Raw genomic sequence first — 16,855 nt, forward strand, 5'->3', positions numbered from 1 at the left:
ATTCCTCTGTAGTTCAGTCGGTAGAACGGCGGACTGTTAATCCGTATGTCACTGGTTCGAGTCCAGTCAGAGGAGCCAAATTTAGAGAAGCCCGCTCAGGGAAACCTGAGCGGGCTTTTTGGTTTTTGCTGGATGAAACTGGGCGGCAGGTTTGGCCTGCGGGCTGACCATTTTTTCCGGTCAGCCCGCAGGCACAGGTGCTAACTTTTCACTCGAAGCGGCTGAAAGGTTGGTGACAGGCCCGGGGCCAGTTCGGGCACACCGGATCGGCAAAATCCGCTTCCCTGCGGGCCTCGGCACGCGACGTCCTGTCGCGTGACGTCCGGCTTACCCCGAACTGGCCCCCTGCCCGCAAGAATAGTGCTCGCTGTCGGTTCTAACACCCGCAACAGCATCACGATCTGGGATGGGGGTTTACCTGACGTTTTAACCATTCTGCTTTTGTTTCAAATATCCTAACAACCATTGCAAAAATTCAATCGCTGATGGATGGAGAAAAGACAGATCGCCAACTTCCATCCTGGTTATGTCATTCAGAGAGCAAGCCGCAGATTCATTGTCTGGATACTCTTCAATGAAAATAGAAAGTTCATCAACAAGGTCATCCACCAAACCAGAAAGAAGCGTTGTTGCTGTATCGACAATTTCACTATAGCTGTCGCTGTAAGTATCCATCACTAACAGACTCGACCAACCAACTCGAGAGCGCTGTTTTTGTGCAGCAGGCTACGAATCCTTACACCTGTTGCAGGATTGATTGATGAATAATTACGCAAAGTATATACTTCAGGTATGCACACAAGAGGAGCACGGCCATGAAACACAGAGTCAGCGTGACTGTAGACAAAGAGAACTATCTGGTTCTGAATGCTGCGGGCGTCAATATTTCTGGTCTGGTGAATGATGTCATCGGCAAGGAAGCTCGTCGTATAAAGGCAGAAGAGTGGAAAGACCAGAACCGTGAAGGGATGGAGGAAGTCGCCAGCTTTATCGCAAAGAATGGCTCTTTCGCCGATGAAAACAGGAACTGGTGATTATGCAATTTATTGTTTATCAATATAAACGCACCAGCCATTACAAAATTTTTGTCGATGTGCAAAGTGATATTGTCGATACCCCTGGGCGACGCATGGTTATCCCGCTCATTGAATCGCACCATCTTTCTGAGAAAGTGAATAAAACCTTGTTCCCGCTGATCCTCATCGAGGGAAAAAATCACCGATTGATGACCACGGAACTTTCTAGTGTCCCTGTCGAGGTTATCGGTGATGCAGTAGTGGATATCACCCGGTGTCAGGATGATATCAAAAATGCCATCAACCTCATGTTTTGGGGTATTTGAAAAAGCATTCACGGTGCGTGCCGTACGGCTTACCCCAAACTGGCCCCTCCCCACAACACTGTGCTGGCTGTCGGTTCTAACACCCGCAGCAGCATCACGATGCTGGCATGGGGATTATCTAATCCTGGGAGCACGTCAGTATGGCTAAGTGTTACACTAGCAGGCTCTATCGCCGTCAGTCCATCGCTTGATATCACTTATATTTGGCGACCTGATGCCCGTACTCAAAATATTCTTGGTTGTGTACAGGCTGATCTTAGCTTTGTCACCATCATGACTTTCTATCTCAATGAGTGTGTTGTTGATCAACAGTCCCTCTGAAACCAGCTTTTGAGTGATCTCACCTTCTTTACGCTCACCGTCAAACTCGCTAAATACGATGACCGGATTTCCTGAATATGACTCATATTCCAGACACTGCCTTGCAATGTGCCTTAGGGTTCGATAAGTATCGGAGGACCCCGTCTTGCTAATGAAACTGCCGTCTAAGGATGATTTACTGTTTTTTAAATCGCTGACGGTTATGGCACATCCGCTCAGTGATATAGAAAATAATAGTGTAGCCAGGGCCAAATATTTCAATTTATGCTCCATTATTCTGGTAAATGTCCTGGGCAGGATGGGGACTAAAATTGCGTTCTCTTTCAGACGGAGTGGTGATTTGGGATATCAACAATAACCATAAGCCCGCCTTCTGCAGACGTACTTAGAAAAACACTGCTGTTGTGTTGCTGCGCAACCGCTTTGACTATTGCCAGCCCCAATCCACTCCCGCTTTGTATCTGATTGGGATCACGAAAAAATCTGTCGAATACCCGCTCCCTCAATTCAACCATGATTCCGGGCCCTGCATCTGAGATACGCAATTGGGTGGATTTATCTAACAATCGGACTTCTACCTCAACCCGCCCGCCCTCAGGACTGTACTTCACAGCATTTTCAATTAAGTTGTCGATTAGCGACATCAGGCGTTCCCTGACCCCTGTAATCCAGACTTCATCATGAAAGTAGAATTCAAGCTCAATTTGGCTCTCAGCAGCTAGCGGTGATAACTCAGCCATTCGCTCTTGGATGAGCGTCGTCAGCGGCACAGGCTCCATAACAGTGTCAATGCGCGCTTCACTGTGCATCAGCAGCAGCAACTGATTGACGAGTCGAGCAGCACGGCTATTGCTACGAATAATCCCTGCAAGCAATTCCTGTTGACGAACGTTGCTGACATCGGACTGCAAAGCCTCAACATTGACTCGCATTGCAGCCAGCGGAGTACGCAACTCGTGAGCGGCATCTGCAATGAACGTCCGTTCCCTTTCAGTGCTCTCTCGTACCCTGGCAAGGAATATATTAATCGCGTCCACTATTTGGCGCAGCTCCTTGTGCTTTGGAACTGCTTTTAAGGGAGAAAGATCTTCTGGTGTTCGTAAGGAAACTTCATTTGCCACCTTGTTCCAGGGACGCATGGCAATGCGGATTGAAAGCCACGCAGGAAACAAAAGAAAAGGAATGCATACCAGCAGCGGTAATATGTAGTATCCGCGCGAGTTCAGGTATATGAAGAAGTTCCAACCGCCAGCAGGAGTGAGCAGTGTTACCTCTGTGTCGGAGTTCCCGGACTTCAGAGTACGGCTCGTCCAGGTGCGGCCGTGACTCTGAATACTCTGAATCATCCCATAACCGGTGTTTGTCACTCCTGCCGGAGCGCCATCAGATGCGTAAATTATCTCTTTATTCTTCCGAACGATTAGGCTGATTGACATTTTGGGGTCTTCACCTCCGCCATAGCCTTCCCGCAATGCCTTGCTGAATTTTTCCAGCACATCGGTGAGATCGTGCGGACGATCCCCCATACGATCCACCAATGTCAGAATGGTTTCATAGGTTTTGCTGCCTGATAGCATTGGAGGGTTACGTAAGTTATCCCATAAAATGTAGGTCAGAAAAATACACCAAAGCAGCGTCAGTAATAGCATCTGGGCGATCATCATTCGCCGTACGAGCGTTGGGATTCTCAGATAGCGCCAAAAATTACGCATCAACCTGCCCCCTTCTGAATGGGTACGGTATCAATGACAAACCCCACTCCTCTCACCGTTCGCACATAGCCGTCACCGATTTTGCGACGTAAATTTCCCATATGTACATCGAGCGCATTACTCATATTTTCTTTTGCACCGAAGATTTTTTCTTCCAGAAAACTACGTGTCATAACACGGTCAGCACGCAACATTAACGTTTCAAGCAGCGCGTATTCACTTGCCGTCAAATCAACATGCCTTTCGCTCACTGTCACGCGACGAGTCGGCACATGGAGCGATAGCCCTCGAATCTCTATCACCTCATTCTGAAAACCGTAACTGCGCCGCACAAGTGCCCTCACCCTGGCCAATAACTCGGCGAGAACAAAAGGTTTGACGAGATAGTCGTCTGCACCGGCATCCAGCCCAGTCAAGCGATCTTGCAGAGTGCCCCGGGCAGTCAGGATGATGACGGGGATCCCCTTGAACTGCTGACGCAGACGCGCCATCAGGCTCATGCCATCACCGTCGGGCAGGCCGAGGTCGAGCAAGACAAGTTCTGGCACGCATACATCAAGTTGATGCAAAGCATCCACTTTTCGGCGAACCCATATGACATCTAATCCCTGGTCTGTAAGGGCAATACGTACGCCGTTGCCGAGATCGATGTCGTCTTCAATTAGGAGAATTTTCACAATAGTGACTTTATCAACAGTGAATGAAGAACGTCTGAAGAAAAAACGGTATCCGTAAATCTATCAGGTTTGCAGAACGGGTACTTACTTCAGTATTTCTTCATTTTGGGCTCATGAGAACTTCAGGGTCAGCATTCAAACTGAGCGTTCTGGCGTTTAAAACCGCTTGCATCGTCGTCAGTTGAACCCACAAGGACTTCCTTAATGAGAAACATCGAACTGAGTCATAAGTTCCTCCCTTCACTCTCGGGGCAACCCCTGGGAAAATTGTTGTCAGGATTTGTCCTCGCGTTACTGGCAACCCCAATACTGGCAGCAGAACAGAAACAGGGCAACGAGTTGACCCTGGGAGGAGGTGTGGATGTTGCGCCACGTTATTCTGGTTCGGATGAAAGCCGAGTCACGACGGCCCTGGTGATTGATTACTCTATGCTAAATGGTTTCTTCGTCAGCTCCACGCGTGGTATCGGTTACGGTAACAACATCGGTAAATTTGATTACAGCGCTGCGCTGAGTTATCGCGCAGGCAGAAAGGATCGTGACGTGGACAGCGACTCGCTCAGCTACGGTAGCGACGACTTGCGAGGTATGGGTGACGTTAAAGGCTCAGCTATCGTGGTGCCTGGCCTGGGATACGAGGTGACCGACTGGCTTAATTTGCAATTGCAGGCTGAGGTGCCGGTTTCTCAGCGAAGCAATGGTGAGGCCCTGCATTTCAGCATTGTCAGCCCGCTCTATACGTCATCGAAAAACGCTGTGACGCTGGCGCTGACCAGTAGTTGGGGGACCAGCAAGTATATGCAGACTTACTACGGGGTAAGTGCATCACAGTCGGCCGCATCGGGGTTTACTCGATATGATGCCAGGTCGGGAATTTATGCCTACTCACTGAATATGGACTGGACGCACAAGCTTAATCAAGACTGGAGCGTAGTTGCCGCAGCAGGTTTTACGCAGTTGGCTGGTGATGCACGCAACAGCCCAATTGTTCAACGAAAAACATCGCCCACTGGCAGCCTGAAGGTGACATATAGCTTCTGATCGTTGTTCGACGTGTGCTTCCCGGTAGCCTGTGGCTATGCACTGTCAATAAATACACATTCGCCCCACCCTATTTCAGATGATGGGGCGCTTGTAAGTATCCCGCTTAAGTGCCCGTTATGTGAGACGGGCATTTCGTATCAGGTTGCGTTGTTATATTCGGATGTCGAGAGCAGTGTTTTACTTCCTTTCAAGGTAAACAGTGAAATAAGGGTAAAGCTCAGTGTGATACAGCCTAAAACAAGATAAGCCTGATGGAAGCCTACGGTGTCATACATCCGGCCTACCCATGTCGACAGTACGACGCCCGAAAGTTGCTTTGATAAATTAAAACCAATCAGGAACAAGGTTGCCGAAAGTTTTGGGTTAAATGCGGAGGAGATATATTTAAAGGTGCCAACCAGGAGGAACGGCAGTTCAAACATATGGAGCATTTTTAAGATAACCACTTCTGTCGCTGAAGAGGCAAAAGAAGAACCCAAAATACGCGCCGACATAATGACGCCTGCGGCCAGGAGGGCGTTCTTCGCCCCAATGCGGTTAACGATGGCAGGGGCAAAAAACATAATCGTTGCATTGAGTATTTCCCCACCGGTAGTGACAAAACCAAACACTTCGGTCCCGCGTTGTGGGCTGGAGAAAAAGCCTTTGAAGAAGTTAGCAAACTGCTGGTCGAATACGTCATAGACACTGGCGACGCCTACAACGTAAATAATAAATCCCCAGAAGCGTGGCATCCGCAATAGCTCGGCGGCGGTGCGCATAGAAAAAGCCTGGCGGTTGGCACCAAGCGCGTCGATAACCCGCTCGCTGTTGCTCCCTTCCGGGCGTGACATCCATAACAGTACGGCAAGCGCCAGGGCAAAACCGGAGGCAATCCAGAATGTAATATTAGGGTCGATGCTAAATAAAATACCGGTGATTGATGCACATAACGCCCAGCCAATACAGCCGGAAACGCGAACCTTGCCGTACTCAAAACGGTTAGCCCGACTTACGCGTTCAATATAGGCTTCTACCGCTCCGGAGCCACTGGAGAAGACGACGCCCAGATAGATCCCGCCAGCAAGTGCACCAGCAAAAATATTCATCTGCAGCAGAGGGGACAGAACAAAAATAAAGAATGGCGCAAATAAAATCAGTAAGACCGTGATAATCCAGAGCAAGTGTTTGCGTAATCCCAGTTTATCGGAGAGCAGTCCAAACACCGGCTGGAAAATAATTGCAAACAGTGAGATAGATGAAAAAACAATCCCTGTTTCTGTTTTGGTTAAGTGGTTAACTTCTGCCAGCCAGACCGGAAAGAAAGGAAAGTAGGCCGACATAATGAAATAATAGAAGAAAAAGAACAACATAAAGTAAATGAAGTTATGTCGTTCTCTTGGTGCGAGTTCAGAGAGTTTCATTTTGACTGTTCCATCTGGTTATGCCGGTAAGCCCGGGGCTCACGCTTCGATTATTATTGGAAATGAATCGTTAACTGATATTTCCATTGTGTTTCAAGCAATAGCCATTGCTGCAGTACGCTGGGCGTCCAGGAGTCATCACCGCCGACGCCCATGTGCTGCCCATCAAGGGTTATCCAGACGCCACTTTCCGGCTGCATCCAGTGCCAGTGGTCGGTCTTCATTAATTGCTCGGTGCCGTAAGGCTGTAGGGAAAAGTGGAAATCGCCCACCACGTGCCAGCGCCCCCAGTCCAGTGCTTTGTTATCACAACGCAGGCCATTCTCGGTGGGGAATATGTACGGTGTCGTCATCTCGTCCAGCGGCAGCTCCCAGCGGGAGAAACAGGCGCTGGTGCGACGATCCGGGTAGTTCTCATGCGGGCCGAATCCCAGCCATGAGACCGGTTTGTTCTGATCCAGTACCTGGAAATTCAGCCCGATGCGTGGCAGCGGCGGCAGGGTGCCAGCACGTTCGCCGTCAATGGCCAGGTGCAATTTGCCCTGCGCGTCAAAGGTCATCTGCCAGTGGCTGACGATCATAACCTCGTCCCCGTTCAGGTAATGCCAGCGGCTATCTACCACAACGCTGCTGTTCAGACGCTGCGCGTCACACTGCACGCAGCGGGTAGTGAGGTTGTACAGGCCAGCACTTTTCCAGCGTTCAACCCAGGCGTTGGGATCGATGCGCTCCACTTCACTCACACCAATATCATTATCCAGTGGTGCGCGTACAAACTGGTCGCGCAACGGGGTCAGCAGTTGCTCCACGCCGTCCACCTGCCAGTGTGTCAACAGTCCGCTTTGACGGTCGATCACCCACTGCTGCGAGCCGCTGCGCACCGCCCATGCACTGTCACTCACCTCAAGCTCAGGCGCATTTCCTGCTGACAAAGGCGCCCGAAGCACCAGCGGTGCTGCGAGGGCAAACTGCTGCCAGGCGACGCGATGCCCGGCATCGGACCATTTCGTGGCCTGCGGCTGGATAACCTCCAGCGTGAGCCATACCTCTTTGGCCCCGGCAGGCAGTGTTAATGTCCCCGACAGCGTCAGCTCGCGCTGTCCTTCAGGGCGAAGCTCAAGTGTTAAGCTGCCGCTGGCAACCGTTTCTCCCGCAGCCTGGACCTGCCAGTGCAACTCCTCGTTATCCGTTGTGCGAAACAGGTACTCACTGGTGATGCTAATGCAAAGCGGAGTTTGCGACAGCAGGGTAAACTGGAAGTATTGCTGTGCATGTTTGGCTTCAATTAATGACGGATGAGGGCTACGGTCGGGGAAGACAAGACCGTTCATACAGAACTGGCGATCGTTGGGTTTATCGCCAAAATCACCGCCATATGCCCAGCCGACGCTGCCATCATCGAACGTTTTAGTGATGGCCTGATCGGCCCAGTCCCAGATAAAGCCCCCCTGCAGGCGCGGATAATCACGGAATGCCTGCCAGTAATCGGCAAAATTTCCCAGGCTGTTGCCCATTGCGTGAGCGTATTCGCAAAGGATTAACGGGCGCTGCTCGCCAGGCAGGCTGATCCACTTTTTAATCCCCCATTTCGGTACCGCAGGGATAAGCTGATCGCTGTCTACGCGGGCATACATCGGGCAGAGAATATCGGTGGTCGTGCTGTTAGCGCCGCCGCCTTCATACTGCACCGGGCGTGACGGGTCGTTACGCTTGAGCCAGTGGTACATAGCTTCGTGATTGCCCCCCACGCCGGACTCGTTGCCCAGCGACCAGATAATAATCGACGGGTGGTTGCGATTGTTTTGCACCATCCGTGTGACGCGGGCGCTCCATGCCGCTAACCAGGAGGGATCGTCGGAAAGACGGCTCATTGGCACCATGCCGTGGGTTTCGATATTAGCCTCATCGACCACGTACAGGCCATAGTGGTTACAGAGTTCGTACCAGCGTGGCGCGTTAGGATAGTGAGAGCAGCGAGCCGCGTTAAAGTTATTCTGCTTCATCAGCAGAATGTCCTGCACCATATCGTCTTCGGTAACAACCTGACCGCGCTGATGGTGGTGCTCATGACGGTTTACCCCCCGGATCAACAGCGGTTTACCATTCAACTTCAACAGGCCATTATCGATTTCAACCCGGCGAAACCCGATATCCCAGGCTTCGGCTTCAATCAGTTCATCGCCGCGCCACAGTGAGACGACTGCCCGGTAGCAGTTCGGTGTTTCCGCGCTCCACAGTGCCGGACGTTCCACAGGGAAACGTATCACGGTGCGTTCAGCATAATTGCCGCGTTCATCCGTGACGGGTGAGCCGAGCGACTGCTGATGTCTGGCGACCCGTTGCGTGTCATTCCACAGCTCAACGGCCACCGTCAGTTTTTCCAGCAACGGTGTCGGGGCGGCGACGGTGGCATTGACCTCCAGTTCGGCATCGCGATAAAGCGCATCGAGTTGCGGAGTGAGGTGGACATCGCTCAGGTGCAGCGTCGGTTTATTCAGCAGCCAGACGGAACGGAAGATCCCGCTCATACGCCACATATCCTGATCTTCAAGCCAGGTGCCTGCGCTCCAGCGCATCACCATGACGCAGAGGCGGTTCTCGCCCGCCTGTAGGAACGCACTGAGATCGAAGACCGCGGGCAGGCGACTGTCCTGCGAGTAACCGACCCATTCGCCGTTGCACCATAAGTGGAATGCGGAGTTCACGCCATCGAAGATAATCTGCGTCTGGCCCTCAGCCAGCCAGTCTTTCTCCACGCTAAACGAGAGTGAATAGCAGCCGGTCGGGTTTTCGTCTGGTACGCGTGGCGGCGTCGTATCGATGGGGTAACGCACGTTGGTATAGATTGGCGCGTCATACCCCTCCATTTGCCAGTTCGAGGGGACCGGTGTACTGCGGCTGCCCGCCAAATCGTTTTCCAGCCAGCTGGCGTCCACCTCAAACGGGCTGCGGGCATAAGAAAATTGCCACTGACCATCCAGCAGGCGGCGCTGTGCAGAGAGCTGATTCTCCCTTGCCGAGCGAAGATCGCGCCAGCTGGCAAAGGTCGGATGGGCCGGTAAACGGTTCAGGTGCGTAATGGTCTGGTTTTGCCAGTCTTCACGGGCAAGTACGTCATGAAACAGAGGACCACCGGAGAGGTGGCAATCGCGATGTCGCATAGGTCTACCTGTAGGATCAATGTAAAATGTCATTCGCCAGACAAGATAGAATGAGTTATCAGATATTTTGTTAAAAGCGGCAATCATGTTGAAGTTGAAACTCACGGACGATCACGAAACAAGGCTAAAGCGATAATGTATTGTCGTCTTTCTGACATAAAATGTTAGCGAACGACATTATTGTTAACGGGTAAAGGAGAAGACAATGGAGCGCCGTACGGCAACCTTAGAAGATGTGGCTCGCGAGGCCGGGGTATCCCAGCAGACGGTCTCACGCGTGCTGAATAAACCTGATGTGGTGGCTGAGCGTACCCGCGATAACGTCATTCGTGCAATGCAGGCACTGCACTATGTACCGAACCGCTCAGCACAATTGCTGGCGGGGAAGTCGGCACCGTCTATAGGGTTGATTACCGCGTCGTTGACCCTGCACGCGCCCTCGCAAATCGCTGCTGCGATAAAAAGTCACGCAGGTACACATCAACTGGAGGTCGCTATCGCGATGCCGGTGATGGCTGACTATGCCTCACTTCAGGCGCGGCTGAATGAATTTCGCGCACAAAATATCCGGGGCGCGGTGATTAATCTGCCCCTTGAGGATCACATTGCGGAAAAACTGGTGAATGAGAACCCGGATATTTGCTGTCTGTTTTTAGATGTTTCGCCGGAAACGGATGTCTGCTGCGTACGGTTTGATCACCTTAATGGCTGCGGAGCATGCATCCGTCATCTCTGGGAACTGGGGCATCGTGAGTTCGGCCTGCTTGCAGGGCCAGAGAGTTCCGTTTCGGCGCGTATGCGATTGAGTAGCTGGCGTGAGACCTTGCACCGGCTTGGAGTGAGTAATGCGGTTACGGTCTTTGGTGACTGGAGTGCCGCCAGTGGCCGGAATAAGGCCCTTGAGCTGTTACATCAGTATCCGCGGATTAGCGCGATCGTCGTCGCGAACGATCAAATGGCGCTAGGGGTTTTGAGCGCCCTCGCGCAACTGAATCGCACCGGCAGCAGGATGGTTTCCGTCACCGGTTATGATGATACGGCGGACAGCCTCTATTTCCAGCCACCGCTCACCACCGTTGCGCAGGATTTCAACAAGCTGGGTAAGCGGGCCGTCGAGCTGTTAATCCAGCAGATGGCCGCCCCTCAGATTCACATCCGTGAATTGCTGCCGACACATTTGATTATCCGCCAGTCAACCTGTCCTTACGGTGGAGAAGAAGAGGATGAGAAAAAATCTGTCATTGCACAATTAAAATCACTGGTAGAAAAGCTGTGAAAATTATCAAATCCTCCCCGACAGGCCGAGGTTTACCGCTGATAAATTTGTGCCTCATAAGCCCGTAAGATTTGCCGTTTCCCCTGCTCCTGATAATTGCTCAGCAGCGGTTGCCAGCCGTCCAGTAACAGCTGTTGCGGATCTATCTCCTGCTGATGGGCACTGAAATTGACGATCACCAACACCTGCTGCTCATTCAGACGACGGGTATAAGCATAGATCTGCGGATGTGTCGGCAGCAGGAGTTGATAAGCCCCTTCAATCAGTACCGGCATCTTCCGCCGCAGGCGAATGAGCGCACGATAGAAGTTCAGCACGGAACCGCTGTCAGCGCGTTGGTCCGCCACGTTGATCTCAGGGTAATTACTGTTCGCAGGGAACCAGGGGGTGGCATTGCTGAAACCGCCGTGGGTACTCTGATCCCACTGCATCGGGGTGCGCGAGTTATCGCGCCCGGTGCGGCTGAGGAAGGCGAGGATCTCGGGCTCTTCCCTGCCCTGTCGGCGCATTTCAACGGCGAGTTTCTTCGCGGCAACGTCGTCAAAATCCTCCAGGCTGGCGAAATGCGTATTGGTCATGCCAAGTTCCTGCCCCTGATAAATAAACGGCGTACCTTTCATCAGGAAGAACATCGCCGCAATGGCGGTCGCGCTTTCACGTTGATAATTTTTATCGTCGCCCCAGCCCGATACCACACGGGGAAGATCATGATTTTCTACGTATAACGCGTTCCAGCCTTTGTTTTCCAGCAGTGTCTGCCAGCGCGTGAAAATCTCTTTTAAGCCGGGTAAATCGAGACTGGCCTCCTGGGTGTCCTTTTGCCCATCCTGCCACAGCTTCACGTGCTCAAACTGAAAGATCATATTCAGCCTGCCCCGCTGCTCGCCAACCCACTCTTCACCCTGTTCAGCGGAGGCACCGTTCATTTCGCCGATGGTCACAATGTCATAGTGACTGAACACCTGTTCGCACATGTCATCGACGTAATCAAGCAGGCCGTCGTAGTTGAGGTGGCGCTCGAATGACGGTACGTAAGGCAGCGCCAGGGGATTAGGCAAATCGCTGAAAGCTGGCTCTTTTTTCATATGGCAGATGGCATCAATGCGAAAACCATCTACCCCTTTGTCAAGCCACCAACGCATCATGGCATACACCGCCGAACGCACCTCGGGGTTTTCCCAGTTCAAATCTGGCTGCTTTTCGGAGAACAAATGCAGGAAATACTGCCCGGTCGCCGCGCTGTATTTCCAGGCAGAACCGTTGAAGATACTTTCCCAGTTGTTCGGCTCGGCGCCCGCTTTACCGTCGCGCCAGATGTACCAGTCGCGTTTCGGGTTATCCCGTGAGGCACTGGACGCTAAAAACCACGGATGCTCATCAGAAGTATGGTTCACCACTAAATCAATAATCAGGCGCATACCGCGCGCATGCACCTGTTCAAGCAGACGGTCAAAATCCTCCATCGTGCCAAACTCAGCCATGATTTTCTGGTAATCGCTGATGTCATAGCCGTTGTCATCATTGGGGGACTGATACATGGGGCAGATCCAAATCAGATCGATGCCCAAATCTTCCAGGTAATCGAGTTTTTCCGTGATGCCATTCAGGTCACCTATGCCATCGTTGTTGCTGTCGTTGAAGCTGCGCGGGTATATCTGATACGCCACGGCCTCTTTCCACCAGTTTGCCATCACAGCCTCTCAATAAGTAATGCAAAGGATTCATAAGGTTGCAGTTTCATAATCGGCTCCAGCCGCTCCCGTGGCGCGTAATTGTTGATGAGACAACGGCCCTTCTTGCTCTGCAGGTTGTCGGGGATCGCCAGCATCACGGCGTCTCGCGTGAAATTATTGATCACCACCAGCGTCTGCTCCCCCAGCGTGCGCAGCCAGGCAAACACCTGCGGATGGTCGACAACGATCTGCCTGAAGTCGCCGTGCACCAGCAGCGGCAGCTGCTTACGCAATGCCACCAGCTTCTGGTAGTGGTAAAAAACAGAGTCAGGATCGTCAAGCGCAGCCGCAACATTCACTGTCCTGAAGTTGGGATTAGCCTCAATCCAGGGCTGACCGGTGGTGAACCCCGCATGTGGACTGCTGTCCCACTGCATCGGCGTTCGCGCATTATCGCGCCCGTTGGCGTGGATACCGTGCATCATCGCTTCATGACTCATCCCTTCGCCGATCCGCTCCTGATAAAGATTCAGGCTTTCAATATCCCGATAGTCGTCAATATCAGCAAAACTCACGTTGGTCATGCCAATCTCTTCACCCTGATAAATGTAGGGTGTGCCTTTAAGGCAGTGAAGCGCGGTGGCGAGCATTTTTGCTGACACCACGCGATACTCACCGTCATCACCAAATTTGGAGACCGCGCGAGGCAAATCATGGTTGCTCCAGAACAACGAGTTCCAGCCATGGTCAGCCAGTGCCGTCTGCCACTTGTCAATCACGGCCTTAAAGCGCAACAGATCAAACGGCTGGTTGCACCACTTCCCGTACTGTTCATCCCAGAAAAGCCTGATGTGCTCAAACTGAAAGACCATCGTCAGCTCTTGCCGCTCTTCGGCACTGTAGAGCAGGGCGTCTTCCGGCGTTGCGCTCCACGTCTCCCCTACCGTTACGCTGCCGCGCGGGCCAAAGGTCGCCCGGTTCATCTGCTGAAGATACAGGTGAAGATGAGGGCCATTCGCCATGATCTGTTGATCCACTTCTTTCCCGATCAGGTCGATAACGTCCATTCGGAACCCCCCGATGCCCTTATCCAGCCAGCGGTTCATCATGGCGTGGATGGCTTCACGAACGCGCGGGTTTTCCCAGTTGAGATCGGGCTGGCGCGTGGAAAACTGATGCAGGTAATATTCACCGCTGGCCTCATCAAGCGTCCAGGCACTGCCACCAAAGTTCGAACGAGAGTCATCAGGCGGCCCGCCGTCTGCCGCCGGTGCTCGCCAGATATAAAAGTCACGGTAAGCACTGTTTTTTGAGGTCAGTGCGTCGATAAACCAGGGATGCTCGTCAGAGGTATGGTTGACCACCAGATCCATCAGGATCCCGATATCACGCGCTTTAGCTTCTGCAATCAGGCGCTCCATGTCGCTCATCGAACCAAAAATGTCGGCAATCTCTTCGTAATCAGAGATGTCATAGCCGTTATCGTCCATCGGCGAACGGTATACGGGCGACAGCCACAACAGCGTGATGCCGAGCTGTTGCAGGTAATCGAGCTTGCTGATAATACCGTTGAGATCGCCGGTACCGTCGCCGTTACTGTCCATAAAGCTGCGCGGATAGACCTGATAAACCACGGCCTCTTTCCAGTGCGGTGTGCTGCGCATATCATTGATCACGTGATTTTCCCCCAGACGAATTAGTGTACTTTTGCCAGATGACGTTGGAACGCCTGGCCGTGACTGTCGAACAGGTAACAGCATTCCACCGGAAGCCGTACCCCAACGGTTTGGCCAACATGGATGGCGGAACGCTCGGCATGCCGCACGACCCAGGGTTCGCCCGCATTGCCGTTGTCCAGATACAGCAGGGTTTCATTGCCCATCTGTTCCACAAACATCACCTCGCCCTGGTATTCGCACTGTTCCACATTGCCACTGCGAATATGTTCTGGACGAATACCGATGTTCACGCTGCGGCCCTCCGCCTCGGCCGGGGTGGCGATGGATAACACCAGCGTTTTGCCATTGTCCAGTTCCACCACGCTTTGCTGTTCGCCCGACCGGCGCAGCGTGGCCGGGATCAGATTCATCTTCGGCGAACCGATAAACTGGGCGACAAATTCATTGGCGGGCTGGTCGTACAGCTCAAGCGGCGTTCCCACCTGTTCGATATTGCCCTGATTGAGTACCACGATCCGGTCGGCCAGCGTCATCGCCTCGACCTGATCGTGTGTCACATAAATAATGGTGACACCCAGACGTTTATGCAGGGCAGAGACTTCCATACGCATCTGCACCCGCAGCGAGGCATCAAGGTTGGATAGCGGCTCATCGAACAGGAACAAGCGCGGTTCGCGCACAATGGCACGCCCGATCGCCACGCGCTGACGCTGGCCACCCGACAAATCTTTTGGCCGTCGTTCCAGCAACGGCTCCAGCTGTAAAATGCGTGCACACTCCCTCACCCGTTGATCAATCTCCGGCTTTGAACAGTGCGCAAGCTCCAGCGCGAATGCCATATTCTGATAAACACTCATATGCGGATACAGTGCATATGACTGGAAAACCATGCCGATACCGCGTTCGGCCGGGCTGTCGTCATTGGCGTAGTGACCATCGATGTACATGCCCCCGCCGCTGATCTCCTCCAGCCCGGCAATCATACGCAGCAGCGTTGACTTGCCGCAGCCAGAAGGCCCGACAATCACCACAAACTCTCCGCTTTTAATCTGCAAATTCAGCGAACGGATGACCTCCGCCTTCGCGCCATAGCGTTTTTGAATCTTATCCAGCGTCAACTGCGCCATATTCCCCTCCCGGTTCTCGATAAAATGATGCCGGCCAGCCACCGGCATGAATGAAATGACGCTATTTCAGATAGTTGAGCCAGGGCTGTTGACGAGAGATCATCACATCAACCAGCTCGGGGATCGCACGGCATTGGTTATTCACAGAGTCCACAAGCAGCGCCTGAATCACCAGATCGCGCGAGCCGGCAATAATGGCCTCGGCCGTAAGATCGTGAATGGCAATCTGATTACTGAGCAGCCCACCAATACCCGGTGGGATGTCTACCTGAATACCGTGCACGCCTTTACGGTCAATGATTGCCGGCACTTCTACCGCGATAAATTCGGGCAACTGTTTAATAAATCCACGATTAGGAATGTTGACGGCGGCCTCCTCATAGCCGGAGTCGGTCAGGATGCCCTCCATAATCGACACCACTCTTTCCTTTAATTTAAGCTCGATCTTCGGCTGCACCCCGCCAAGGTAGTTACGGTAGAAGGTGTAAAAATCGAGAATGCCACGGTGGTCACTCACCTCACCCGCCCAGCTGATGTATTCGCCAAAGTGGCTATCTACGGTGATAGGCATGCAGTGGAACTTCTCCAGGATCTCTTTGAACAGGGTGCGGTCTGCCCACGGATACGAACTGTCTTTGCCGCCCAGCGCATGACGCTCAGTACTGCCCTCGGTATCCACCAGTTTGCCGTGCTGACGGGTATACGCCAGGATGTCGCTGTAACCTGGCAGGCTGGCGAAATAGTCAGGCGCTTTGGCGCGGACATCGGCATAGGCATCTTTGCCACTGTCTTTGTAACGCGCTTCCAGCAGCACGCTGAAGTGGTTAAGGCCGCCCGCACGCAGGCTCAGGTTATCGAACGAGGTGTTGAGCATTTCAGGCAGATAGCGCTCCAGTGAGGCAATTTCGTGGCACATGCCAACAAAATTGAGTTCCGGGAAGCGGCGATGAACCGTAGTGCAAATGCGGCTCATGGGATTTGAATAGTTAAAAATCCAGGCATCAGGGCAGATGTCAGCCACATCGGCACAAATATCGAGGATCGGTGGAATAATACGCAGCGAATGGAATAACCCCCCCGGCCCCCCATTCTCACCATAAACCTGCTGAATGCCGTACTGCTGCGGGATCTGCCAGTCAAGGTCCCACAGGGCAAAACGGTCGCCCACCTCAATCGAAATGATGACAAATTCGGCCCCGCGCAGTGCCGTGCGACGGTCGGTGGTGGCACTGACGATGAACGGCAAATCTTCTTTTGCCAGAAAGTCTTTCGCTGTCTTTTCGGTCACCGCCAGTGCAACAGGATTGATGTCATGCAGGATGATTTCACTGCCGTACAGCGCACGGCTCTGAAAGATGTCACCCAGGGTGCCGTAGCCAAACTGTGCACTGCCTGCCCCCACTAAAACAATTTTTGTAGCCATGTTTACGTCTCCTGACG

14 protein-coding genes and 1 tRNA gene are annotated in these 16,855 nt (G+C 52.7%); 5 read left to right on the forward strand and 10 right to left on the reverse strand.

Translation table 11 applies throughout. The annotated features are described in order from the left end of the window. Nucleotides 1-2: 2 nt before the first annotated feature. A tRNA-Asn gene (locus tag FY046_RS02070) sits at nucleotides 3-78 on the forward strand. Between the two features lie 348 nt (nucleotides 79-426). On the opposite strand, the gene FY046_RS02075 is transcribed toward FY046_RS02070, so the two are convergent. Continuing rightward, a complete protein-coding gene (locus FY046_RS02075) occupies nucleotides 427-678 on the reverse strand; it encodes a hypothetical protein (protein ID WP_159336428.1) in 252 nt (83 codons plus the stop codon). Between the two features lie 137 nt (nucleotides 679-815). Here FY046_RS02075 and ccdA point away from each other — a divergent pair, with 137 nt between their 5' ends. Further along, nucleotides 816-1,034: a type II toxin-antitoxin system antitoxin CcdA gene (ccdA, locus tag FY046_RS02080; RefSeq protein ID WP_133841674.1), complete on the forward strand. Its 219-nt coding sequence runs from the start codon at nucleotides 816-818 to the stop codon at nucleotides 1,032-1,034. Nucleotides 1,035-1,036: 2 nt separating this feature from the next. Beyond that, on the forward strand, nucleotides 1,037-1,342 hold the full coding sequence (ccdB, locus tag FY046_RS02085; RefSeq protein WP_133841673.1) for a type II toxin-antitoxin system toxin CcdB: 306 nt from the start codon (nucleotides 1,037-1,039) through the stop codon (nucleotides 1,340-1,342). A gap of 156 nt (nucleotides 1,343-1,498) precedes the next feature. Here ccdB and FY046_RS02090 read toward each other — a convergent pair whose 3' ends face one another. Genes FY046_RS02090 through FY046_RS02100 form a run of 3 tightly spaced genes read right to left on the reverse strand, consistent with a single transcriptional unit; the run spans nucleotide 1,499 to nucleotide 4,052 of the window. Beyond that, nucleotides 1,499-1,936: a hypothetical protein gene (locus tag FY046_RS02090; RefSeq protein WP_133841672.1), complete on the reverse strand. Its 438-nt coding sequence runs from the start codon at nucleotides 1,934-1,936 to the stop codon at nucleotides 1,499-1,501. 50 nt (nucleotides 1,937-1,986) lie between these two features. Further along, entirely contained in the window at nucleotides 1,987-3,375 is a 1,389-nt protein-coding gene (locus FY046_RS02095) for a sensor histidine kinase (RefSeq protein WP_133841671.1), read from the reverse strand. Beyond that, nucleotides 3,375-4,052: a response regulator gene (locus tag FY046_RS02100; protein ID WP_227534686.1), complete on the reverse strand. Its 678-nt coding sequence runs from the start codon at nucleotides 4,050-4,052 to the stop codon at nucleotides 3,375-3,377. Before FY046_RS02100 ends, FY046_RS02095 begins: the two co-directional genes overlap by 1 nt. Nucleotides 4,053-4,256: 204 nt before the next feature. On the opposite strand from FY046_RS02100, the gene FY046_RS02105 reads away from it, so the two are divergent. After that, nucleotides 4,257-5,093, forward strand: a complete 837-nt coding sequence (locus FY046_RS02105; protein ID WP_421506251.1) for a MipA/OmpV family protein — start codon at nucleotides 4,257-4,259, stop codon at nucleotides 5,091-5,093. Between the two features lie 140 nt (nucleotides 5,094-5,233). Here FY046_RS02105 and FY046_RS02110 read toward each other — a convergent pair whose 3' ends face one another. Beyond that, complete coding sequence (locus FY046_RS02110) at nucleotides 5,234-6,499, reverse strand: MFS transporter (RefSeq protein ID WP_213202071.1); 1,266 nt, start codon at nucleotides 6,497-6,499, stop codon at nucleotides 5,234-5,236. A gap of 53 nt (nucleotides 6,500-6,552) precedes the next feature. Continuing rightward, nucleotides 6,553-9,660, reverse strand: a complete 3,108-nt coding sequence (locus tag FY046_RS02115) for a beta-galactosidase (RefSeq protein WP_446185683.1) — start codon at nucleotides 9,658-9,660, stop codon at nucleotides 6,553-6,555. Between the two features lie 205 nt (nucleotides 9,661-9,865). On the opposite strand from FY046_RS02115, the gene FY046_RS02120 reads away from it, so the two are divergent. Then, nucleotides 9,866-10,936: a LacI family DNA-binding transcriptional regulator gene (locus FY046_RS02120; RefSeq protein WP_133841665.1), complete on the forward strand. Its 1,071-nt coding sequence runs from the start codon at nucleotides 9,866-9,868 to the stop codon at nucleotides 10,934-10,936. 32 nt (nucleotides 10,937-10,968) lie between these two features. On the opposite strand, the gene FY046_RS02125 is transcribed toward FY046_RS02120, so the two are convergent. The 4 genes from FY046_RS02125 to FY046_RS02140 all read right to left on the reverse strand — a co-directional run bounded on the left by FY046_RS02125 (nucleotide 10,969) and on the right by FY046_RS02140 (nucleotide 16,838). Further along, nucleotides 10,969-12,627 carry a glycoside hydrolase family 13 protein gene (locus FY046_RS02125; RefSeq protein WP_446185684.1) on the reverse strand — a complete coding sequence of 553 codons (1,659 nt, stop codon included), beginning with the start codon at nucleotides 12,625-12,627 and terminating at the stop codon, nucleotides 10,969-10,971. Then, nucleotides 12,627-14,273 (reverse strand): glycoside hydrolase family 13 protein, encoded by a 1,647-nt coding sequence (locus tag FY046_RS02130; protein ID WP_446185789.1) that lies wholly within the window; start codon nucleotides 14,271-14,273, stop codon nucleotides 12,627-12,629. The genes FY046_RS02125 and FY046_RS02130 overlap by 1 nt, the downstream gene beginning before the upstream one ends. Nucleotides 14,274-14,305: 32 nt before the next feature. Further along, nucleotides 14,306-15,415, reverse strand: coding sequence for an ABC transporter ATP-binding protein (locus FY046_RS02135; RefSeq protein WP_421504995.1), 1,110 nt, complete (start codon nucleotides 15,413-15,415; stop codon nucleotides 14,306-14,308). Between the two features lie 61 nt (nucleotides 15,416-15,476). After that, complete coding sequence (locus tag FY046_RS02140) at nucleotides 15,477-16,838, reverse strand: family 4 glycosyl hydrolase (protein ID WP_213202073.1); 1,362 nt, start codon at nucleotides 16,836-16,838, stop codon at nucleotides 15,477-15,479. Between the last annotated feature and the right edge of the window lie 17 nt (nucleotides 16,839-16,855).

This window comes from Erwinia sp. 1181_3 (assembly GCF_052824965.1).

Bases quoted from the DNA above. Each gene is read 5' to 3' on its own strand.
- ccdA (WP_133841674.1), top strand. From the start codon at position 816: ATGAAACACAGAGTCAGCGTGACTGTAGACAAAGAGAACTATCTGGTT.
- FY046_RS02135 (WP_421504995.1), bottom strand. From the start codon at position 15,415: ATGGCGCAGTTGACGCTGGATAAGATTCAAAAACGCTATGGCGCGAAG.
- FY046_RS02140 (WP_213202073.1), bottom strand. From the start codon at position 16,838: ATGGCTACAAAAATTGTTTTAGTGGGGGCAGGCAGTGCACAGTTTGGC.
- FY046_RS02110 (WP_213202071.1), bottom strand. From the start codon at position 6,499: ATGAAACTCTCTGAACTCGCACCAAGAGAACGACATAACTTCATTTAC.
- FY046_RS02115 (WP_446185683.1), bottom strand. From the start codon at position 9,660: ATGCGACATCGCGATTGCCACCTCTCCGGTGGTCCTCTGTTTCATGAC.
- FY046_RS02120 (WP_133841665.1), top strand. From the start codon at position 9,866: ATGGAGCGCCGTACGGCAACCTTAGAAGATGTGGCTCGCGAGGCCGGG.
- FY046_RS02105 (WP_421506251.1), top strand. From the start codon at position 4,257: ATGAGAAACATCGAACTGAGTCATAAGTTCCTCCCTTCACTCTCGGGG.
- FY046_RS02130 (WP_446185789.1), bottom strand. From the start codon at position 14,273: ATGCGCAGCACACCGCACTGGAAAGAGGCCGTGGTTTATCAGGTCTAT.
- ccdB (WP_133841673.1), top strand. From the start codon at position 1,037: ATGCAATTTATTGTTTATCAATATAAACGCACCAGCCATTACAAAATT.
- FY046_RS02125 (WP_446185684.1), bottom strand. From the start codon at position 12,627: ATGGCAAACTGGTGGAAAGAGGCCGTGGCGTATCAGATATACCCGCGC.
- FY046_RS02090 (WP_133841672.1), bottom strand. From the start codon at position 1,936: ATGGAGCATAAATTGAAATATTTGGCCCTGGCTACACTATTATTTTCT.
- FY046_RS02095 (WP_133841671.1), bottom strand. From the start codon at position 3,375: ATGCGTAATTTTTGGCGCTATCTGAGAATCCCAACGCTCGTACGGCGA.